Here is a 19,265-nt window from a genome sequence, read left to right as displayed (position 1 = left end):
GATGGGAGCGGCTCAGCCTTCGAGCAGCTCGTCCGCGAGCAGGTCCATCAGCAGGTTGTCGTGCCAGGTGCCGTCCGGGCCGCGCTCGTACTGGCGCATGGTGCCGACGGTGCGGAAGCCGACCTTGGCGTAGCAGCGGATCGCGGCGAGGTTGTCCGCGGCCGGGTCGATCACCAGCCGGTGGTAGTGGTGGTCGTGCACCAGGTGCCGGGCCATCGCCCGCACGGCGTCGGTGCCCAGGCCCAGGCCGTGCACCGTCGGGTCGAGATAGAGGTCCATCCCGGCGTGCCGGTACTCGTCGTCGTTGTTGGCGTACCACTGGATGGCGCCGACCACCTTGCCGCCGAGGTCGATCGCGAAGGTCTCGGTGCCGGGCGACTCCAGGTCGTTGGCGACCTCGCCGAGCAGGTCGTCGCCGCCCCGCCAGCGGGCGAACACCTCGGGCGTGCCGCGGATGGCCGCCAGTGCCGGGATGTCGTCGCCGGTGGCGGGGCGGAGCGTGACCAAGGTGCCGTGCAGAATCGTCCCCATATGGGGCATGTTGGCACGGAAACCCGGCTCCGGCGAGTGTTTTCGGACCGCCGTCCGGCCCCTTCCGGCGTGCGGCCGCGGGGCGGGGACGGCAGGCCCGCGGGGCGGGCGTCAGACGGAGGGGTGCGGGTCGCCGAGGGGGCCGAGCCAGACGGCGGTGACGGCGTTGACGTAGCGGGCCCCGCAGTGGTCGTCGGGGACGACGAGCTGCGGGCCGGTGGCGTCCAGCGGGGCGCCGTCCATGCTGGTGGCGAGCAGGATCTCCTGGTCGCCGAAGTCCGGGTCGATCTCGGCCCATGAGACCACCGCCCGGTGGCCGTCGGCGCCGGCCACCGAGAGCAGGAAGCGCAGCCGCTGCTTGCGGCCGGAGAAGTCGATCCGGGGCCGGGCGGCGCGCAGCACGTCCAGCAGGCGCGGGCCCTCGTAGCCGTGGCGCCGCTCGCCCGCGGTCAGGCAGTCGAAGCCGACCTCGACCCGGCGGGCGGGGAGGGCGCGCAGCTGCGCGACCGTGAGTTCGGCGGGGCGGTCGAGGTGGCCGTGGAGTCGGACGGTGGGTCTCGCCGGGGTCATGGGTGCTCCCTCCTCGCGGGCCACGGCACCGTGGCCCGCGAGGAGGACTACCCGAGGCGGCAGGTGGGCATTCGCAGCTGCCAGGCCAGAAGCACTGTCCCTCCGCAGTTGCGATGGCAGATACCCTGCTCGGCTGGATTCTGCGGTCAGGCGTCCTCGAACCGCAGCGCCCGGCGGACGTAGCCCGCGTTGCCCGAGGCGCAGCCGATCAGGACCACGTCCCGCCCGTCCCGGCACTCGAACACGGTCCAGTTCTTCTCGACGGTCTTCGGGTCGCCGTCGCGCCGCTTCCGGACCTCGACCAGCACGAGGTCGCTCGGCAGGTAGCGGGCCCGCACGTTGGCCGCGCGGAGCGGCGAGATCGCGAGCGCGCCGACCGAGGCCTGCAGGAACTCCGCCGTCGGGCGGCAGTAGGGCCGGGCCCCGGTGACGCAGCCCTCGAAGAACACCACCCGCCCCTCGGCGAAGGCGTCGCGCTCCTTGCGCTCCTCCGCCTTCGACTCGCCGACCGTCGCCCCCAGGATCTCGACGACCGCACCCAGAATGTCCACGAGCATCCGTGTCTCCCCTCCACCGCTCGTACGTGCAGGCCATTCGACCACGGACCGCCCGGACGGCACAGCACAGGGCGCCCCCTCCCGGCCCGTCTCCCGAGCGCGGACCGGGAGGAGCCGGAAGGATTTCCCCACGGCCGTGTCGATCCGGCGCCGGCCCGTTCGACGCAGGAGTGGGAGGCGGGGAGAGGCCCCGCCCGCTCGACCGAGGAGTCACCATGCCGCGCTTCATCACGCTGATCCGCATCGACGAGAACGCCCGCGGCGGCTGGGAGCCGGACCCGGGCTTCGAGCAGCGAATGGGAGCACTGTTCGAGGAGATCACCGGAGCCGGTGTGATGCTGGAGACCGCCGGCCTCACCCCGACCTCCCAGGGCACCCGGCTGACCTGGAGCGACGGGAAGGTCAGCTGCACCGACGGGCCGTTCACCGAGACCAAGGAGGTCATCGGCGGCTACGCCATCTTCCAGTGCAAGGACCACGCCGAGGCCCTGGAGTGGACCCGGCGGTTCCTCCAGAGCCACCCCGCGCACTGGCCGGTGGAGGCCGAGGTCCGGCAGATCGACGAGATGCCGGAGCCGCCGAAGTAGCACCTGCGTCGACGCTTGCCTCCCTCCGCACCGGCTGCTCTGATGGGTGGCCGTGACGGAGAGGGCTGTTACCCGCAGGACCACGACGGCGGCTGTCGAGACGGTGTTCCGGATCGAGTCCGCGCGGATCATCGCCAGGGTCGCCCGGATCGTCCGGGACGTCGGCATCGCCGAGGAGCTGGCGCAGGACGCGCTGGTGGCCGCGCTGGAGCGGTGGCCTCGGGAGGGCGTACCGGACAACCCGGGCGCCTGGCTGACGGCCACCGCCAAGCACCGGGCGATCGACCTGGTGCGCCGCCGGGAGGTCTACGCCCGCAAGCTCGCCGAGGTGGGGCGGTCCGCGGAGGACGTGCCGCCCCCGGAGCCGGCCACCCCGGACGACATCGACGACGACCTGCTGCGGCTGATCTTCACCGCCTGCCACCCGGTGCTGTCCGCGGACGCGCGGATCGCGCTCACCCTCCGGCTGCTCGGCGGGCTGGCCACCCCGGAGATCGCCCGCGCCTTCCTGGTGCCCGAGCCGACGGTGGCGCAGCGGATCGTCCGGGCGAAGCGGGCGCTGGCGAAGGCGGGCGTGCCGTTCGAGGTGCCGTACGGGGAGGACCGGACGCGGCGGCTCTCCTCGGTGCTGGAGGTCATCTACCTGATCTTCAACGAGGGCTACTCGGCGACCGCGGGGGACGACCTGCTCCGCCCCCGGCTGTGCGAGGACGCGCTGCGGCTGGCCCGGGTGCTGGCCGTGCTGATACCGGCCGAGCCGGAGGTGCACGGACTGGCCGCGCTGCTGGAGTTCCAGGCCTCGCGCACGATCGCCCGGACCGGGCCGGACGGCCGGCCGGTGCTGCTCGCCGAGCAGAACCGGGCCCGCTGGGACGGGCTGCTGATCCGGCGCGGCTTCGAAGCCCTGGAGCAGGCGGGCACCGGGCCGTACTCGGTGCAGGCCGCGATCGCCGCCTGCCACGCCCGGGCGCGACGCTACGCGGACACCGACTGGGGGACGATCGCCGCACTGTACGAGCGGCTGCTGGCGCTGTCGCCGTCCCCGGTGGTGGCGCTGAACCGGGCGGTGGCGGTCTCGATGGCACGGGGCCCGGCCGCGGCGCTGGAGCTGGTGGACGGACTGGCGGCGGAGCCGGCGCTGCGCGGCTACCACCTGCTGCCGAGCGTGCGGGGCGACCTGCTGGCCCGGCTGGGGCGGGCGGCGGAGGCCCGGGAGGAGTTCGAGCGGGCGGCGGGGCTGACCCGCAACGAGCGGGAGCGGGAGCTGCTGCTGGAGCGGGCGGCGGCGCTCGGCGAGGGGCAGGATGGCGAGGGGCGGGGTGGCGAGGGCCGGGGTGGCGAGGGCCAGGGGTCCTCCGCCGGCTCCGGTCGGGAGCCCTCCCCCGACTCCGACTCCGGTTAGGAGTCCTCCTCCAGCCGCAGCCGCGCGCTGACCGCGCCGAGGCCCTCGGCGAGCACCGCGAGCTGCTCGCGGGTGAGCACGTCGATCAGCAGCTCGCGCACCAGGGCGACGTGCCCGGGTGCGGCCTGGCGCAGCATCTCCCGGCCCTGGTCGGTGAGTTCGGCGATGACGCCGCGCACGTCGCTGGGGCAGGAGCGGCGGGCGACCAGGCCCGCCCGCTCCAGCTGGGTGACCTGGTAGGTCAGCCCGCTCTTGGAGGTGACCAGCTTGTCGGCGAGTTCGGTCATCCGCAGCGAGTCGCCGGGGGCGGCGGACAGGTGCACCAGGATCTCGTACTGCTGGTGGGAGAGGCCGGAGTCCTCCTTGAGCTGGCGTTCCAGCCGCCGGTTCAGCAGGTTGCTCGCGGTGACGAAGCCCCGCCAGGCGGCCGCCTCGTCCCGGTCCAGCCAGCGGGGTTCGTTCAGTGAGGACATGGGGTGAAGCCTACTCCTGTTGTTCAAATTCGAACGAAGGTGTACCGTCGGTCGGAGTAGACGTTCAAATTTGAACTATCTGTTGACCCGAACTGCCAGACCCGCCCACCGGTCGAAACGGTCCCGAGGAGGACGCCATGAGCACCGCGGCCCCCGAGCGCATGCCCGCCCTGTACCTGTCGCACGGCGCCCCGCCGCTGGCCGACGACCCGATCTGGCCGGGCGAGCTGGCCGCCTGGTCCGCCGACCTGCCCCGGCCCAAGGCCGTCCTGATGGTCTCCGCCCACTGGGAGGAGGCCCCGCTCGCCCTCGGCGCCGTCACCACCGTCCCGCTGGTGTACGACTTCTGGGGCTTCCCCGAGCACTACTACCGGGTCCAGTACGCCGCCCCCGGCGCACCGGAACTCGCAGAACGCGTGCGCAAGCTGTTGCGCGCCCCCGGCACGCCCGTCCAGGACATCCCCGACCGCGGACTCGACCACGGCGCGTACGTCCCGCTGGTGGAGATGTACCCGGACGCCGACGTCCCGGTGCTCCAGGTCTCGCTGCCCACCCTCGACCCGCAGCGGCTGATGGAGATCGGCCGCAAGCTCGCCCCGCTGCGCGACGAGGGCGTACTGATCGTCGGCAGCGGCTTCTTCACCCACAACCTGCGGGCGCTCAGCAGGGACGGCCGGGTCACCTCGGTGATGGCCGAGTTCGACGACTGGGGCCGACGCGCCCTGGCGGCCCAGGACCTGGACGCGCTGCTCGACTTCGAGCACAAGGCCCCGGCCGGGCGCCTGGCCCACCCGCGCACCGAGCACTTCGCCCCGCTGTTCGTCACCCTCGGCGCCGGCGAGGCCGACCTGGACAGCCAGCGCAGCGTCATCGACGGGTTCTGGATGGGCCTGGCCAAGCGCTCGATCCAGCTCGGCTGAGCCGCCCGGCTGTCGCGGCCTTCCCTGGCAGCCTCCCGCCCATGGCCGCCCGCGCAGGTCCTCGTGGACCTGCGCAGGCGGCCATGGGCAGGCGGCCATGGGCGAGTGGCCGGACCGGGCCGGACGGGCGGTCGGTCAGGCGTCGCCGGTGGCGACCCGCTCGGCCTGGCTGCGCTCGACGCACAGCTCGTTGCCCTCCGGGTCGGACAGGGTGACCCAACCCTTGCCGTCCGGTCGGCGGTGGTCCTCCAGGACGGTGGCGCCCAGGGCCACCAGGCGCTCCACCTCCTCGTCCCGGCCGCGGTCCTGCGGCTGGAGGTCGAGGTGGACCCGGTTCTTCACCGACTTGCCCTCGGGCACCCGGATGAAGAGCAGCGAGGCGCCGGCGGACTCCACCACGGCCATCTCGTCACCGGGGTTGTCGTCCGCACCCAGGGTGCCTTCCAGCGCCTCGACCCAGAAGCCGGCCAGGGCGTACGGGTCGGCGCAGTCGATCGTCACATGTCGTACCAGAGAAGCCATCTGCCTACTCTGAAGGGCGCCGATCGGATCCGTCCAACCAATTCCGGGAGTGCCGGTGGCCGTCCAGCGGGTACGGCGGGAAGGCCGGAACGATCTCCGTGAAGGCGTAGCCGCTCTTCTCCGCGACCCGGCAGGAGGCGTGGTTGTCGCCCTCGTGCAGCAGGTCGATCCGGCGCAGGCCGTCGGCGGCGAAGGTGGCGAAGGCCCAGGCGGTGAGGGCCTCCACCGCGCGCGGCGCCACCCCCCGGCCGCGGGCCGGGCCGGTCGTCCAGTACCCCACCTCGGCCCTCTTCCCGCCCGGGGTGCCGCGCTTGAGCACGACGTTGCCGACCAGCTCGCCGGCGGCCAGGACGGCGAAGGAGTACCGGGTGCCGGCCGCCCGGCCCTCGTACTGGAGCCGCAGCCAGTGCGCGGCCTGCTCGGCGTCGTCCACCGGGGTGCGGGTGAAGCGGCGCAGGGTCTCGTCGCGGTAGGCCTCGATCAGGGCGGGCGCGTCGGCGTCCTCGAAGGGCCGCAGCACCAGGCCGTCGGCCGAAATGGCCGCGGTGGCGGTCACTTGAGGCCCTCCCGGCTCCAGCGCGAGGTCGGGCCGGTGGTCGTTCATGGTGTGCTCCCCGTGGGTGGACCGTGCGTTGCGGCCTTCCTAGCAGTCGGCGGGCGCGGACGCAGGCGCTGCGGCCCGCTGTCCGCGCCGGGCGCAGCAAGCGGAGGGTCGGGCTCCAGCTGCCCGGCCCGGCGGCGGGCTGCGGCCGCGCGGATGCCCGGCGGGACCGTACCGCGGTGCACCACGGCCAGGCCGTGGGCGGCGGCCCACGCGGTCAGTGGGGGGTGCTCGCCCACGTGCTCGGGCTCGGGTACGGCTCCGGGACTGCTCATACACGGCATTCTGGCGGCCGGCTCCGACACTCCCGCTTGACCCTGACGTTGGCGGCAGGGTCGGAGGGTGGGGCCATGAGCGACGAGAGCGGGGCCCGGAGCCGGGTCGTGGTGGTCACCGGGGCCGGGACGGGAATCGGGCGGGAGACGGCGTGGGCCTTCGCGGCCGAGGGAGCGCGGGTGCTGGCGGTGGGGCGGCGGCTCGAACCGCTGGCCGGGACGGCGGCGGCACACCCGGCACTGATCGAGCCGCTGGCCACGGACGTGACCGGGCCCGGGGCGCCGGAGGAGATCGTCCGGGTGGCGCTGGAGCGGTTCGGACGGCTGGACGTGCTGGTCAACAACGCCGGGATCGTGCGGGGCCCGCAGAGCCTCGGCGGCTTCGACCCGGCCGGCGTCGAGACGCTGCTGGCCACCAACCTGGTCGCCCCGGTGCTGCTCGGGCAGGCCGCGCTGCCCGAGCTGGAACGCACCCGCGGTGTGGTGGTCAACGTCAGCACCGCCGTCGGGCAGCGCGGCTGGACCGGCAACTCGGTGTACGCGGCGAGCAAGGCGGCACTGGAGACGGTCACCCGCAGTTGGGCGGTGGAGTTGGCGCCGCGCGGGATCCGGGTGGTGGCGGTGGCGCCCGGGGCGATCGACACCCCGATCGGCGAGCACTCGGGGTACGACCCGGAGCAGCGCGCGGCGATCCGCGCGTGGCAGCTCGCGCACACCCCGCTGGGCCGGATCGGCCGCCCGGCGGAGGTGGCCTGGGCGATCACCCAACTCGCCTCGCCGCAGGCCTCGTTCGTGACCGGCGTAGTGTTGTCGGTGGACGGCGGCGCGCTGGTGGGCTGACCTGGGGGAAGGGGTGGCGGTGCGAATCGGCGAGCTGGCGGCCCGGACGGGCAGTACCGCCCGCGCTCTGCGGCACTACGAGCAGGCCGGGCTGATCGGCTCCGGGCGCGCGCCGAACGGCTACCGCGAGTACGGCGAGTCCGCGGTCGTCCGGGTGCGCAACATCCGCGCGCTGGTGGCCGCCGGGCTCACCCTGGAGGACCTGCGGCCGCTGCTGGACTGCCTGGACGGGGACGTGCTGGCGAACCGGCCGTCCGAGCGGGTGCTGGGGATCGCCCGGGAGCGACTGGCGGTGCTGGACCGCCGGATCGCTGTCCAGACCGGGGCCCGGGACCGGCTGGTGGCGGCACTGGCGGCGGCCGCGGCACCCCCGGGGGCGGCGGGTGCGGGTGGGGGCGGGGGCGGGGATACGGGCGCGGGCGCGGTACCCACGGACGGGTGACACCCCCGATCGGGGGTGTGCAGGGCGCGGGCCGGAGAGGACAGTGGGCCCCATGCAGATTCCACTCTCCGTGATGGACTTCCTCGACCGGGCCGAGCTGGTCTACGGCGACCGGGTCGGCATCGTCGACGAGCCGGTGCAGCCGGCCGAATCGTGGGGCGAGCTGAGCTACCGCAGGGTCGCCGAGCTGGCCCGGGCCCAGGCCGCCGGACTGGACCGGCTCGGCGTCGGGCCGGGCGAGCGGGTCGCGATCGTCTCGCACAACTCGGCCCGGCTGCTGACCTCCTTCTTCGGGGTGAGCGGGTACGGCCGGGTGCTGGTGCCGGTGAACTTCCGGTTGAAGGCCGAGGAGGTGTCGTACATCGTCGAGCAGAGCGGCGCCTCCGTGCTGCTGGTCGACCCCGAGGTCGCGGACTCGCTGAGCGGGGTCGTGGCCAAGCACAAGTTCGTGCTCGGCGCGGACAGCGACGCCGTGCTGTACGACTTCGACGGCACCCCGCGGCGTTACGCGGTGGACGAGAACGACACCGCCACCATCAACTACACCAGTGGAACCACCGCCCGCCCCAAGGGCGTTCAGCTCACCCACCGCAACATCTGGTTGAACGCGACGGTGATGGCCCTGCACTACGGCGCCGGCGACCGGGACGTCTACCTGCACACCCTGCCGATGTTCCACGCCAACGGCTGGGGCCTGCCGTTCTCGCTCACCGGCCTGGGCGCGCAGCACATCGTGCTGCGCAAGGTGGACGGCGCGGAGATCCTGCGCCGGGTCGAGCGGCACGGGGTGACCTTCCTGTCCGGCGCACCCGCCGTGGTCCAGATGGTGCTGGACGCCGCCGCCGACTGGGACGGCCCGGTGCCCGGCCGGGACCGGGTGCGGATGATCGTGGCCGGCGCCCCGCCGCCGACCTCGGTGATCCAGCAGGTCGAGGAGCAGCTGGGCTGGGAGTTCATGCAGCTCTACGGCCTGACCGAGACCTCCCCGGTGGTCACGGTCAACCGCTCGCGGGCCGAGTGGGACGCGCTCCCGGCCGCCGAGCGGGCCGAGAAGCTGGTGCGGGCGGGCGCCCCGGCGCTCGGCACCCGACTGCGGGTGGATCCCTCCGGCGAGGTACTGGTGCGCTCCAACACCGTGCTGGACGGCTACTGGCAGCAGCCCGGGGCGAGCGCCGAGGCGCTGCGCGACGGCTGGTTCCACACCGGCGACGGCGGCACCCTCACGGACGGCCTGCTGACCATCTCGGACCGCAAGAAGGACGTCATCATCAGCGGCGGGGAGAACGTCTCCTCGATCGAGGTGGAGGACTGCCTGTACGACCACCCGGCGGTCGCAGAGACGGCGGTGATCGGGGTGCCGCACGAGAAGTGGGGCGAGACGGTGAAGGCGCTGGTGGTGCTCCGGGAGGGCCACGAGGCGGTCACCGAGGCCGAGTTGATCGCTCACTGCAAGCAGCGGCTGGCGGGCTACAAGTCGCCGACCACGGTGGAGTTCCGGGACGCCCTGCCGCGCACCGCCACCGGGAAGCTGCAGAAGTTCCGGCTGCGCGAGCCGTACTGGGCCGGCCGGGACCGCCAGGTCAACTGACGAGCCCCGACTCCCTTGCCGCGAGGGCGAGTTCGGTCCGGTTGCGGACCCCGAGCTTGTGCATCGCGGACTTGAGGTAGCCCGTCACCGTGTTGCAGGTCAGGCCCAGTCGGGCGGCGATCTCCGGGTTGGTCCGGCCGGTCGCCGCCCAGCGCAACACCTCGTGCTCGCGCGGGGTCAACGGCGGTACGGCGGAGGCCTTCCGGGGCCGCTCGCGGTTCCAGGCCGCGGCCCCGGCGAGCGCCCGGGCCGCCGCCTTCGCCAGCGTGCCGACCGCGGAGATCCGCACGTCCCCGAACGGGACGACGGTGCGCAGCGAGGCGTACACCACGCCGTGCACGGTGCCGTCGCCCATCAGCGGGACGGTGAGCATCGCGTACAGGTCGTCGGCGGCCACGGCCGCGTCGTAGTGGTGCGAAATGGTCGTCGCCGCACGGTAGTCGGGCACCCAGGTGGGCGCGCGCTCGGCGAGCGCCCGGCCACCGAGGCCGAGTCCGGCCGGGACGGGCATGTCGTGCAGCAGGTCGGCCCGGGTACCGGCCCAGTGCCGCAGCACCATGCCCTCGGCGTCGGGGCGGCTGCCGGGCAGCGGCTCGGGCACGCCGACCAGGCCGACGTCGACGCCGCACTCCGCCACCACCCGGCGGGCGAGGTCGCCGAGCACGGCGTCCCGCACCAGCTCGGCGGCGCGCGCGGCGAGTTGGGGATCGTCGGGTTGCGCAGCGCCGTCGAGGGGTTGCGCAAGGTGGGGGTCCGCAGCCCTGGTCATCGCGGAATTGTCACACGCGGTGGGGCCGGTGGCGAGAGTCCTGACATGCGTGTTTCGTGGAGTCGCGGACGCCGGCGGCTACCCGGGCGTAGGGTGCGCCCGGACGCTACCGGCGGGTAGCGAACACTGGCGGCAGCGGGTGACGGCCACCGGCGGAAGCGGGTGGTGAACACCGGCGGAAGCGGGTGGTGGCCACCGACGGAAGCGGGTAGCGAACACCGGCGGAAGCGGGTGGTGGCCACCGACGGCAACCGCCTTGACCGGAAGGGGAACCGATGACCGAGCCGAAGGCCCCGGACGACGTCCTGGGCGGGCTGCTGGCGGACCTGCGAACCGAGAGCGCGGTGCTGGACGACCTGGTCGCCGGACTGCCGGCCGAGGGCTGGGCCCGCCCGACGCCCGCCGAGGGCTGGACGGTGGCCCACCAGATCGCCCACCTGGCCTGGACGGACGACTGGACGGCGCTGGCCGCGCGCGATCCGGAGGGCTTCGGCGCCTCGCTCGGCGGGCGGTTCGCCGAGCTGTCGGCGGCCGGCGCCGACCCGGTCGAGGAGGGCGCCCGCGCCGGAGCGACCGCCGAGCCCGCGGCGCTGCTCGCCCGCTGGCGGGCCGGGCGGGCGGAGGTGCTGGCCGCGCTCGGCGCGGCCCCGGCCGACGTCCGGCTGCCGTGGTTCGGCCCGCCGATGAAGCCCGCCTCGATGGCGACCGCGCGGCTGATGGAGACCTGGGCGCACGGTCAGGACGTCGCGGACGCGCTCGGCGCCACCCGCGAGCCCACCGACCGGCTGCGGCACATCGCCCACCTGGGGCTGCGCACCCTGGGCTTCGCCTTCACCCTGCACGGGCTGCCCGCGCCCGAGCGCCCGGTCCGGCTCGAACTGGCCGCGCCCGACGGCGGGACCTGGTCCATCGGCCCGGCCGGGGCGCAGGACGTGGTGGCCGGGCCGGCCCTGGACTTCTGCCTGCTGGTGACCCAGCGCCGCCACCGGGACGACCTCGCCCTCACCGCCACCGGGCCGGTCGCGACCGCCTGGCTCCCGATCGCCCAGGCCTTCGCCGGGGCGCCGGGCAAGGGTCGCCCGCCCGGGGCGTAGGGCGGGCGGCCTGGACGCAGGGGGTAGGGCGCGCACCGGGGTGCCGGGCCGCGAGGGGACACGCACCGGGCTCCGGGGGATTCGTTGTCGGACCCCCGGGGTTGAATGGCGGGCATGAACGACCTGCTCAACCGCCTGCCCGCCATCCCCGACCTGCGCGACCGCTGCCGCGCGCTGGCCATGCTCGACGCGATCATCTGCCCGGACGACTGGGCGGCGCGGTACTACTCCTTCGACTCCGCCTGGGGCGAGGGCGAGGAGATGGCCTCGATGCGCGACGGCGAGGGGTCCGACTGGTTCATGGTGTTCTCCCCCGCCGGCGTCTACGGGCGGGGCTTCGGCCATGGGGCCGCGAACAGTCCGGAGCTGCTCGCGGCCGTCCCCGAGGAGTTCCGCCGCTTCGCCGAGGAGCCCGCCTTCCAGGACGAGGACGGGCCGGTCGTGACGGTCTGCTTCTGGCGCGCACCGCAGGACGCCGCCTGGCGCGGCGCGGCCGCCGAGCGGGGCGCGGAGGGCCTCTTCGAGCTGCTGCTGGACGGTTCCGCGGAGGCCTACCTGGCGTGGGCCGAGGAGTACTTCGAGCCGGAGCACGAGCTGGACCCGGCCGCGATCGGGCACGTCCTGGCGCTGCGCCCGCTCACCCCGGCCGTGGTGGCGGCGCTCAACCCGGACACCGACCTCGACGAACTCGCCGAGGACCTCGCGGAGATCGGCTACCCGGTCTGACGCTCTGACGCACCCCACGGACGGTGCCCGCCCTCCGCACGGACGGCGCCTTCCCGCCGCTCGGCCTCGCCGAGAGGCCCGTCCTCCGGAACCGGGAGCCGCTCACAGGCCGATCCGCAGCGGGGTGAGCCGGGTGGCGATCAGGTTGGTGGCACCCCGGTCGCGCTCGATGTGCCCGTGGACCAGCAGCCCGGCCCGGTCCAGGGCGGTGCGGCGCTGGGACTCCCAGACCGGACGGTTGCAGATCACGTTGATCAGCCCGGTCTCGTCCTCCAGGCTGAGGAAGAGCACCCCGCCAGCCGTCGGCGGCCGCTGCCGGTGGGTGACCAGGCCGCCGACCACCACGGCCGTCCCCGGCGGCACGTCCGGGAGCCGGTCGGCGGAGAGGGCGCCGCCGCGTTCCAGCTGGGCGCGCAGGTGCTGGAGCGGATGGCTGGTGGCGGAGGTGCCGGTGGCCCACAGGTCGGCGATGGTCTCCTCGATCGGGCTCATGCCGGGCAGCTCCGGCGCCTCGGCGCCGGGGGTGGTGCCGGGGATCAGCTCGGCCGAGATCCCGGCGAACGCCCCTGCCGCCCACAGTGCCTGACGCCTAGTCAGCCCGAAGCGGTCGAAGGCCCCGGCCGTCGCCAGCGCCTCCAGGACGGGCCCCGGCAGGCCGGTGCGGCGGGCGAAGTCCTCCAGGTCGGCGTACGGCTGCCCGGCCACGATCGCCTCGGCCTGCGGGGTGCCGATGCCGCGCACCGTCTCCAGGCCGAGCCGGATCGCCGGCTGCGGGCGCCCTGCGGTCAGCGGCGGCTTGGGGGTCGGCCCCCGGTAGGGCTCCAGGGAGGGCCGCGCCCCGCTGGCGTTGACGTCCACCCCGCGCACCCGCACGCCGTGCCGCCGGACGTCCGCGACCAGGCTGAGCGGCGAGTAGAAGCCCATCGGCTGGTTGGCCAGCAGGGCGCAGGTGAAGGCCGCCGGGAAGTGGTGCTTGAGCCAGGCACTGGCGTACACCAGGTAGGCGAAACTGATCGCGTGGCTCTCCGGGAAGCCGTAGTTGGAGAAGGCCTCGATCTTGCCGTAGACGTCCTCGGCCACCTCGGGCGGGATGCCGCGCTCGGCCATCCCACCCAGCAGCCGCTCGCGCAGCCGGGCGACCCGCTCGTGCGAGCGCTTGGCGCCCATCGCCTGGCGCAGCCGGTCGGCCTCCGCGGGGGTGAACCCGGCGCAGTCGATGGCGAGTTGCATCATCTGCTCCTGGAACAGCGGCACCCCCAGGGTCTTGCCGAGCGCGTTCTCCATCAGCGGGTGCGGGCAGCCGGGCGGCTCGGCCCCGGCGCGGCGGCGCAGGTACGGGTGGACGGATCCGCCCTGGATCGGGCCGGGCCGGATCAGCGCGACCTCGACCACCAGGTCGTAGAAGTGGTCCGGCTTGAGCCGGGGCAGGGTCGCCATCTGCGCCCTGGACTCGACCTGGAACACCCCGACGGTGTCGGCCCGGCGCAGCATCGCGTACACGCCCTTGTCGTCGTCCGGGATGGTGGCCAGGTCGTAGCGCAGGCCGTGGTGCTCCGCGACCAGGTCGCAGGCGTCGTGCAGGGCCGCGAGCATGCCGAGGCCGAGCAGGTCGATCTTCACCAGCCCGGCACCGGCGGTGGACTCCTTGTCCCACTGGAGCACGGAGCGCCCGGGCATCCGGGCCCACTCGGTGGGGCAGATCTCGCCGATCGGCTCCCGGGTGAGCACCATGCCGCCCGAGTGGATGCCCAGGTGGCGGGGCAGGCCGTGGAGCTGGGTGGCGAGCTGGAGCACGTCGGCGGGGATGACGGCGTCCGCGCCGGGGGCGGAGCGGAAGTCGGTCTGCCGGCTGAACGCGTCCACCTGCCCCTGCGGGTAGCCGAGCACCCGGGCGGCGTCGCGGATCGCCAGCCGGGGCCGGTAGGTGATCACGTTGGCGACCTGGGCGGCGTGCTCGCGCCCGTAGCGGCCGTAGACGTACTGGATGACCTCCTCGCGGCGGCGGTTCTCGATGTCCAGGTCGATGTCGGGCGGCCCGTCCCGGGCGGTGGAGAGGAAGCGTTCGAACAGCAGCTTGTAGTGGATCGGGTCGACGGCGGTGATCCCGAGGGCGTAGCAGACCGCCGAGTTGGCGGCCGAGCCGCGGCCCTGGCACCAGATGTCCCGGCTCCGGCAGAAGTCCACGATGTCGTGCACGATCAGGAAGTAGCCGGCCAGGTCGAGGTCCTCGATCACGTCCAGTTCCTTGGCGAGCTGGCGGCGGGCGGCGGCGTTGCCGGGGCCGAACCGGGCCGGGCCGCCGGCCGCGACCAGGGCCCGCAGGTGGCTGATCTCGGTCTCGCCCACGGGAACGGGGAAGCCGGGCAGCTCCGGGTCCAGCCGGGCGAAGTCGAAGGCGCAGGCCCGGCCGAGTTCGACGGTGGCCCGCTGCACCCCGGGGAAGCGGGCCAGCCGGCCGGCCATCTCGCGGCCCGAGCGCAGGTGCGCGGTGCCGGCCGCCCGGGTCCAGCCGACCGCGTCCTGGAGGGTGCGGCGCCCGTGCAGCGCGGCGAGGCTCTGCGCGAGTCGGCCCTGGGCGGGGCCGGCGTGGTGGGCGTTGGTGGAGGCGACGACGGGGAGACCCGCCTTCGCCGCTAGGGCGGCGAGGGCGTCGTTGCGCCGGTCGTCGCCGGGCAGCCACTGGTCGATCAGCTCGACGTGGACGTTCTCGCGGCCGAACGCCTCGGTGAGAGTGCGGAGTCGGTGCTCGGCCTCGCCCCGGGTGGCGGGTGGGGTGGCGTTCCGGTGGGCGCTCGGGCGGGTGCCTGGATCGGCGGGCGGGTCGGCGGGCGGGTCGGCCAGCGCGGCGGGGACCCGGCCGAGGCGGCAGCCGGTGAGCACCGCCCAGTGACCGCCGTGCGCCCCGGCGAGCGCCTCGAGGTCGTACACCGGGTTGCCCTTGGCGCCGCCGGCCAGCTGGGCGGCGGCGATCGCGGCGGAGAGGCGGCGGTAGCCGGCCGGGTCACGGGCGAGGACCAACAGGTGTTCCGTCGACCTTTCGTGACGGATCGTCAGTTCGGCGCCGAACACGGTGGCCAGGCCCGTGCCCCGGGCCGCCTCGGCAAGCCGGACGGCGCCGTACAGGCCGTCGTGGTCGGTGATCGCGAGGGTCTCCACGCCCAGCCGGACCGCCTCCGCGACCAGGTCCTCCGGATCGCTGGCGCCGTCCAGGAAGCTGAAGGCGGAGTGGACGTGCAGCTCGGCCCAGGGTTCGGGGCCAGGTTCGGGGCAGGGTCCCGGGGTCGGGGGCTCCTCGGGAACGGGGCGGGTGCGGCGCAGCGGGACGACCGTACGGTCCGGCGTGGCACCGGTCAGTCTGCGGTGCAGCTCGCTCCAGGGAACGGTGGGGTGGCTGGTGAAGCCCATCGGGGTCGCCTTCGTCGTTCTCGTGCTCGTCCTGCTCCCCCCTCCCACTGGGTTCCGGAACCGCTAGTCGTAGCCGGCCTCCAGGTACCAGGCACCCCCCTCCACGGTGAGCAGCAGCGCCCGGCCGCCGCCCACCACGACCTGGAACCGAGCCCGGCGCCGGGCCCGCGACTGGTCCCACCAGTACTCGACCGCCGGCCAGGGCCCGGTCCAGCCGTCCACCCGCTCCTCCCGGCCCCGGACCACGACCAGGGCCGGCCGGGCCGACACCCCCGCCCGGCCGTCCACCGTGACCGGCCGCCCGGCCCCGTCCAGTACCCGCACCGGCGCCGGCTCCCGCAGCACCACGGCGGGCCACACCTCCGGCAGCCGCCCCGGCCAGGGCGCGTCGGCCGGCACCGTCGCCTCGTACGGCTCGCCCCACGGCACCTTGACCACCTGCTCGCCCGGGCCGCGGCCGCCGGCCGGCTCGATCCGGCGCAGCCCGGCGTGCCCGAGCACCGCCTGCACCCGGGCGACCGCGCGCTCCACCCGGTCGTCCGCGACGGCCTGGCCCCACAGCGCGAGCTGGCGGCCCTGGTCCGGGGAGAGGCCGTCGGGGGCCAGCCGGAGCAGGGTGAAGCCGACCTGGCCGCTCGGGGCGCTGCTCGGATCGCTGACCCGGGCGCTGCTCGGGTCACTGCTCTGGTCGTTGCTCCGGTCGTTGCTCGCGGAGGCGCCCTCGGAGGCGCCCGCGAAGGTGCCTGCGCCCTGCCAGGCCTGGAGCTGCCACCGGACCCGCTCGGCCAGGGCCGTCGCGGACAGCCGGCCCTCGTGCCGCCACAGCCGGGAGGCCGTCCGGCCGTCCGCGCAGGCCACCTCGACGGCCACCCGGCGGCAGGTCAGCCCGGCCCCGGCGAGCCGCTGGTGCAGCTGCTCGGCCAGCGTGCGGGCGACGAACACCAGCGGCTCGGCCAGCAGCTCCGGCGGGTCGAAGCGCTGCTCGACGGCGAGGTCCGGCTCCTCCTCACGCGGTACCAGCGGGCGCGGCTGCAAGCCGCGGGCCAGCCGGTGCGCGACCGCCCCGGACGGGCCGAAGCGGTCCGCGACCGACTCGGCCGGCAGTGCGGCGAAGGCCCCGACGGTGGGCAGGCCGAGCCGCCCGAGCAGCTCGGCCAGCGCCTCGTCGCCCAGCGCGCTCACCGGGTACGGGGCGAGGAACTCCGCCGTCCGGCCGGCCGGAACCAGCACCCCGGCCCGGGCGGCGAGCAGGGCGGCGAACAGGCCGTCGGCGACGCCGACCTGGGCCTGCGGGGCGGTTGCCGGTCGGGCCTCGACGAGCCGGGCCTCGACCGGCCGGGCTTCGACGGGTCGGGCCTCGACGGGCGCCGCAACCGGGACGGCCACCGCACCCGGGACGGCGTCCGGGACGAGCGGCTGCCCGAGGGCGTCCGCCACCGCTCTGCCGACCTTGGCGGCCAGCGCCTCCTCGCCGCCGAAGTAGCGGCCCGGGCCCTTCACCGGGATCGCGCACAGGCCCGGGCGGATCACCTCCACCCGGGGCGTGAACGCCTCCACCGCCGCGACCACCGGCTCGAAGCGGCGGGTCTCCGCCTCCGGGTCGCGGTCGCGCAGTTCCAGCGACGGGCAGAGCCGTTGAGCCAGCTTGAGCCGCTGCCCCTGCCGCACCCCGGCCTCCCGGGCACCCGCCGAGCAGGCGAGGATCCGCCCGCCCTCGGTCACCGCGACCGGGTCGTCGCCGGTGAGGGCCACCACCGGCCAGTCCGGGCACCAGACCACCAGCACCCGGGGGGTTCTGTCGTCCGCCATCTCAGACCACCGCCGCCACGCGGGGGGCCAACGGCTCCGCCGCCGGTATCACCGGGATCGCCGGGATCGCCGGGATCGCCGGACCTGCCGCCGGTTGTGGCTGTTCCTGGAGCGGGCGCACCGCGCCGTGCTCGTCCGGCAGCCAGAGCCAGGCCGTCCGGCCGTGCACCGCCGAGCCGCGGCCCTCGGCCACCACCTCCACCTGTCGGCCGACGAGCTGCCCGTGGCCGTCGCCCAGCCCGAACCAGCGCCCCGAGCGCACCCCCAGCCGCAGTACCGCGCCCGGCCACGGTCCGGCGACCAGCAGCACGCAGCCGCTGCGCCGCAGCACCGCCGCCAGCCGGGCGGCCAGCTTCGGCGGCACCGGCCCGTCCGGGCGCAGCATGATCAGCTCGACCGCGCCGGCCAGCACCGAGACCACCTCGGCCCAGTGCGCCCCCGGATCGTCCACGACCAGCAGCCGTCGCAGGTCCAGCCCGTACCCCTCGGCGGCGGCCAGCCCCAGGTCCGGCAGTCCGACCGCCGCGGCCCAGCCGCCCTCGGTCTCCTTCACCCCGGCGGCCAGCGCCAGCAGCAGCCCGGTGTCCCCGCCCGCCACCGACACCGCCGTCCCCCGGCGCAGCCCGGCGTCGGGCAGCACCTCCCGCAGCGCGGACGGCACCGGCACCAGCCCCCGGGACCCCACCGCCGTCTGCCAGGTACCCGGCGTCCCCCGCCCGTCTCGCTCCCCTTGCTCCCCCGGCTCCCCCGGCACGGCAGCCGGGGACGCCACCGGGCGGAGCACGGGGCGTGCGGGCTGCTCGGCGGTGGATTCGAAAACAGATTCGAAAACGGGCACAACCCCAGGATCGAACATACGTTCGCAAAGATTCAAGTCCGCCCAGGTCACCCCACCCGTCACTCTCCGCAACCGGCCCTACTGTGGCCTGGCCGCAGGCCGGTGGGCTTGGACCCAGGCCGGTGCCGGGCGCAGCCGACGGCGATCCACCGGGAACGCGGGCGACTTTCCCGCGGCACGGCCGAATCCTTCGAGGCGGCGCGCACCTCTTATAGACGTGCCGACGAACGTCCGGCACGGGATCCGGAGGTAGTGATGATCATCGGAATCGGCATCGCCGTCACCCTGGTGCTGCTCTGCACCTGCATGGTGGTCGTGAAGCGCAGGCGAGCCGGACGTGACTGAATCGACCTGGCCCGGCGCACGGCTGATCGCCGCCGCGCAGGGTGGCGACGTCGACTCGATCGCCGCACTGGTGTCGGGCTCGCACCCCAACGTGCAGCGGTTCGCCCGTTCCCTCTGCGCCACCCCGGAGGACGCGGAGGACGCGGCACAGGAGGCCCTGATCATCCTGTACCGCAAGATCGGGATGCTGCGGGCCTCCGGCGCCCTGGCGTCGTGGATGTTCCGCATCGTCCGCAACGAGTGCCTCCGGCGCGCACGCGCCCAACTGCGGGACCGCAGCGTGCCGTTGCGGCAGGACACCCCCGCACCCTCGGCCGAGGACCAGGTCCTGCAGAGCCTGGAGGCGGGCACGGTGGCGGCCGCGGTCGCCGCCCTGCCCCCGGACCAGCGCCGCGTGCTGATCATGCGGGACATCCAGGGCCACAGCGGCCGCGCGGTCGCCGACGCACTGGGCCTCAGCACGGCGGCGATGAAGTCGCGCCTGCACCGGGCCCGTACGGCGGTCCAACAGGCCCTGCGGGCCACCACCTGAATCCGGCTGGAGGGAACGATGACTGGAACGACAGGCAGGACGAAGGGTGGGACGAAGCCCGGGTCCGATGCCGGACCCGACGGCCCCGACTTCGCGAGCAGGTCCCTGCCCGAGCACGTCGTGCGCGGCGTGGTGGGTTTCGGTGCGCTGGTCGGCTCGGTCGCCCTCATCCCGGCGGTCGGGCCGGTCGCCCTGGGCCTCCTGCCGATCGGCCTGCTCGCCCTGCGCGGCTGCCCGACCTGCTGGACGATCGGCCTGATGCAGACGATCTCGCGGGGCCGCCTCCAGCGCTCCTGCGAGGACGGCCAGTGCAGGCTGACCGTCGCCGGCCAAGGCGAGCACCGTGTCCTGTGACAGCGAAGTTTCACCGTTTGCCATCGAAGTTTGATCGACCTGCTTGTGCCAGTAGTTCGCCAGGCGGCGGTTAGGCTTCCGTTGC

General features: G+C 74.8%; 20 protein-coding genes. 10 read left to right on the top strand and 10 right to left on the bottom strand.

What is annotated here, in order from left to right:
* Nucleotides 1–12: 12 nt before the first annotated feature.
* The 3 genes from ACGF0D_RS25480 to ACGF0D_RS25470 form a co-directional block, all read right to left on the bottom strand.
* A complete protein-coding gene (locus ACGF0D_RS25480) occupies nt 13–531 on the bottom strand; it encodes a GNAT family N-acetyltransferase (protein ID WP_392868817.1) in 519 nt (172 codons plus the stop codon).
* Nucleotides 532–642: 111 nt separating this feature from the next.
* The gene (locus tag ACGF0D_RS25475) at nt 643–1,101 is read right to left on the bottom strand and encodes a molybdopterin-dependent oxidoreductase (RefSeq protein WP_392868819.1); all 459 of its coding nucleotides are present in this window, start codon (nt 1,099–1,101) and stop codon (nt 643–645) included.
* A gap of 146 nt (nt 1,102–1,247) precedes the next feature.
* A complete protein-coding gene (locus ACGF0D_RS25470) occupies nt 1,248–1,658 on the bottom strand; it encodes a hypothetical protein (protein ID WP_392919958.1) in 411 nt (136 codons plus the stop codon).
* A gap of 215 nt (nt 1,659–1,873) precedes the next feature.
* On the opposite strand from ACGF0D_RS25470, the gene ACGF0D_RS25465 reads away from it, so the two are divergent.
* Together ACGF0D_RS25465 and ACGF0D_RS25460 are read left to right on the top strand one after the other, a co-directional pair.
* Nucleotides 1,874–2,245, top strand: coding sequence for a YciI family protein (locus ACGF0D_RS25465; protein ID WP_392868822.1), 372 nt, complete (start codon nt 1,874–1,876; stop codon nt 2,243–2,245).
* 52 nt (nt 2,246–2,297) lie between these two features.
* A complete protein-coding gene (locus ACGF0D_RS25460) occupies nt 2,298–3,647 on the top strand; it encodes an RNA polymerase sigma factor (RefSeq protein ID WP_392919955.1) in 1,350 nt (449 codons plus the stop codon).
* Here the strand turns inward: ACGF0D_RS25460 and ACGF0D_RS25455 are convergent.
* Entirely contained in the window at nt 3,644–4,111 is a 468-nt protein-coding gene (locus ACGF0D_RS25455; protein WP_392870016.1) for a MarR family winged helix-turn-helix transcriptional regulator, read from the bottom strand. The genes ACGF0D_RS25460 and ACGF0D_RS25455 overlap by 4 nt on opposite strands.
* Before the next feature lie 146 nt (nt 4,112–4,257).
* On the opposite strand from ACGF0D_RS25455, the gene ACGF0D_RS25450 reads away from it, so the two are divergent.
* Complete coding sequence (locus tag ACGF0D_RS25450; protein ID WP_392919952.1) at nt 4,258–5,040, top strand: dioxygenase; 783 nt, start codon at nt 4,258–4,260, stop codon at nt 5,038–5,040.
* A gap of 135 nt (nt 5,041–5,175) precedes the next feature.
* On the opposite strand, the gene ACGF0D_RS25445 is transcribed toward ACGF0D_RS25450, so the two are convergent.
* Both ACGF0D_RS25445 and ACGF0D_RS25440 read right to left on the bottom strand, forming a co-directional pair.
* A complete protein-coding gene (locus ACGF0D_RS25445; protein ID WP_392868828.1) occupies nt 5,176–5,562 on the bottom strand; it encodes a VOC family protein in 387 nt (128 codons plus the stop codon).
* Between the two features lie 4 nt (nt 5,563–5,566).
* On the bottom strand, nt 5,567–6,166 hold the full coding sequence (locus ACGF0D_RS25440) for a GNAT family N-acetyltransferase (protein WP_392868830.1): 600 nt from the start codon (nt 6,164–6,166) through the stop codon (nt 5,567–5,569).
* A gap of 347 nt (nt 6,167–6,513) precedes the next feature.
* Between ACGF0D_RS25440 and ACGF0D_RS25435 the strand changes: the two genes are divergently transcribed.
* From ACGF0D_RS25435 to ACGF0D_RS25425, 3 genes are read left to right on the top strand one after another with little or no spacing between them, the layout of a single operon-like run.
* Nucleotides 6,514–7,278, top strand: coding sequence for an SDR family NAD(P)-dependent oxidoreductase (locus tag ACGF0D_RS25435; protein WP_392919949.1), 765 nt, complete (start codon nt 6,514–6,516; stop codon nt 7,276–7,278).
* A 19-nt stretch (nt 7,279–7,297) separates the two neighbouring features.
* Complete coding sequence (locus tag ACGF0D_RS25430) at nt 7,298–7,720, top strand: MerR family transcriptional regulator (protein WP_392919946.1); 423 nt, start codon at nt 7,298–7,300, stop codon at nt 7,718–7,720.
* Between the two features lie 52 nt (nt 7,721–7,772).
* Nucleotides 7,773–9,308, top strand: coding sequence for an AMP-binding protein (locus ACGF0D_RS25425; protein WP_392868836.1), 1,536 nt, complete (start codon nt 7,773–7,775; stop codon nt 9,306–9,308).
* Here the strand turns inward: ACGF0D_RS25425 and ACGF0D_RS25420 are convergent.
* On the bottom strand, nt 9,301–10,077 hold the full coding sequence (locus tag ACGF0D_RS25420) for a LuxR C-terminal-related transcriptional regulator (RefSeq protein ID WP_392868838.1): 777 nt from the start codon (nt 10,075–10,077) through the stop codon (nt 9,301–9,303). The two genes, ACGF0D_RS25425 and ACGF0D_RS25420, sit on opposite strands and share 8 nt — an antisense overlap.
* Nucleotides 10,078–10,352: 275 nt before the next feature.
* Here ACGF0D_RS25420 and ACGF0D_RS25415 point away from each other — a divergent pair, with 275 nt between their 5' ends.
* Together ACGF0D_RS25415 and ACGF0D_RS25410 are read left to right on the top strand one after the other, a co-directional pair.
* Nucleotides 10,353–11,171, top strand: coding sequence for a TIGR03084 family metal-binding protein (locus tag ACGF0D_RS25415; RefSeq protein ID WP_392868840.1), 819 nt, complete (start codon nt 10,353–10,355; stop codon nt 11,169–11,171).
* 114 nt (nt 11,172–11,285) lie between these two features.
* Nucleotides 11,286–11,897 carry a hypothetical protein gene (locus ACGF0D_RS25410; protein WP_392868842.1) on the top strand — a complete coding sequence of 204 codons (612 nt, stop codon included), beginning with the start codon at nt 11,286–11,288 and terminating at the stop codon, nt 11,895–11,897.
* A gap of 102 nt (nt 11,898–11,999) precedes the next feature.
* Here the strand turns inward: ACGF0D_RS25410 and ACGF0D_RS25405 are convergent, their stop codons facing one another.
* The 3 genes from ACGF0D_RS25405 to ACGF0D_RS25395 all read right to left on the bottom strand — a co-directional run bounded on the left by ACGF0D_RS25405 (nt 12,000) and on the right by ACGF0D_RS25395 (nt 17,778).
* The gene (locus tag ACGF0D_RS25405) at nt 12,000–15,302 is read right to left on the bottom strand and encodes an error-prone DNA polymerase (RefSeq protein ID WP_392919943.1); all 3,303 of its coding nucleotides are present in this window, start codon (nt 15,300–15,302) and stop codon (nt 12,000–12,002) included.
* A gap of 63 nt (nt 15,303–15,365) precedes the next feature.
* Nucleotides 15,366–17,111: a DNA polymerase Y family protein gene (locus ACGF0D_RS25400; protein ID WP_392919940.1), complete on the bottom strand. Its 1,746-nt coding sequence runs from the start codon at nt 17,109–17,111 to the stop codon at nt 15,366–15,368.
* A 1-nt stretch (nt 17,112) separates the two neighbouring features.
* Nucleotides 17,113–17,778 carry a hypothetical protein gene (locus tag ACGF0D_RS25395; protein ID WP_392919937.1) on the bottom strand — a complete coding sequence of 222 codons (666 nt, stop codon included), beginning with the start codon at nt 17,776–17,778 and terminating at the stop codon, nt 17,113–17,115.
* A 508-nt stretch (nt 17,779–18,286) separates the two neighbouring features.
* Between ACGF0D_RS25395 and ACGF0D_RS25390 the strand changes: the two genes are divergently transcribed.
* Nucleotides 18,287–18,826, top strand: coding sequence for an RNA polymerase sigma factor (locus ACGF0D_RS25390; protein ID WP_392919934.1), 540 nt, complete (start codon nt 18,287–18,289; stop codon nt 18,824–18,826).
* A gap of 18 nt (nt 18,827–18,844) precedes the next feature.
* Entirely contained in the window at nt 18,845–19,180 is a 336-nt protein-coding gene (locus ACGF0D_RS25385; RefSeq protein WP_392919931.1) for a hypothetical protein, read from the top strand.
* Nucleotides 19,181–19,265 lie beyond the last annotated feature (85 nt).

The organism is Kitasatospora sp. NPDC048298, assembly GCF_043201465.1.
In the GTDB taxonomy this organism is placed as follows: domain Bacteria; phylum Actinomycetota; class Actinomycetes; order Streptomycetales; family Streptomycetaceae; genus Kitasatospora.
This window is presented reverse-complemented; position numbering and strand designations above follow the sequence as displayed.

Coding starts and splice junctions, on each gene's coding strand:
- ACGF0D_RS25385 (WP_392919931.1), top strand. CDS start 18,845: ATGACTGGAACGACAGGCAGGACGAAGGGTGGGACGAAGCCCGGGTCC.
- ACGF0D_RS25475 (WP_392868819.1), bottom strand. CDS start 1,101: ATGACCCCGGCGAGACCCACCGTCCGACTCCACGGCCACCTCGACCGC.
- ACGF0D_RS25425 (WP_392868836.1), top strand. CDS start 7,773: ATGCAGATTCCACTCTCCGTGATGGACTTCCTCGACCGGGCCGAGCTG.
- ACGF0D_RS25400 (WP_392919940.1), bottom strand. CDS start 17,111: ATGGCGGACGACAGAACCCCCCGGGTGCTGGTGGTCTGGTGCCCGGAC.
- ACGF0D_RS25465 (WP_392868822.1), top strand. CDS start 1,874: ATGCCGCGCTTCATCACGCTGATCCGCATCGACGAGAACGCCCGCGGC.
- ACGF0D_RS25405 (WP_392919943.1), bottom strand. CDS start 15,302: ATGGGCTTCACCAGCCACCCCACCGTTCCCTGGAGCGAGCTGCACCGC.
- ACGF0D_RS25445 (WP_392868828.1), bottom strand. CDS start 5,562: ATGGCTTCTCTGGTACGACATGTGACGATCGACTGCGCCGACCCGTAC.
- ACGF0D_RS25450 (WP_392919952.1), top strand. CDS start 4,258: ATGAGCACCGCGGCCCCCGAGCGCATGCCCGCCCTGTACCTGTCGCAC.
- ACGF0D_RS25415 (WP_392868840.1), top strand. CDS start 10,353: ATGACCGAGCCGAAGGCCCCGGACGACGTCCTGGGCGGGCTGCTGGCG.
- ACGF0D_RS25420 (WP_392868838.1), bottom strand. CDS start 10,077: ATGACCAGGGCTGCGGACCCCCACCTTGCGCAACCCCTCGACGGCGCT.
- ACGF0D_RS25480 (WP_392868817.1), bottom strand. CDS start 531: ATGGGGACGATTCTGCACGGCACCTTGGTCACGCTCCGCCCCGCCACC.
- ACGF0D_RS25435 (WP_392919949.1), top strand. CDS start 6,514: ATGAGCGACGAGAGCGGGGCCCGGAGCCGGGTCGTGGTGGTCACCGGG.
- ACGF0D_RS25470 (WP_392919958.1), bottom strand. CDS start 1,658: ATGCTCGTGGACATTCTGGGTGCGGTCGTCGAGATCCTGGGGGCGACG.
- ACGF0D_RS25440 (WP_392868830.1), bottom strand. CDS start 6,166: ATGAACGACCACCGGCCCGACCTCGCGCTGGAGCCGGGAGGGCCTCAA.
- ACGF0D_RS25410 (WP_392868842.1), top strand. CDS start 11,286: ATGAACGACCTGCTCAACCGCCTGCCCGCCATCCCCGACCTGCGCGAC.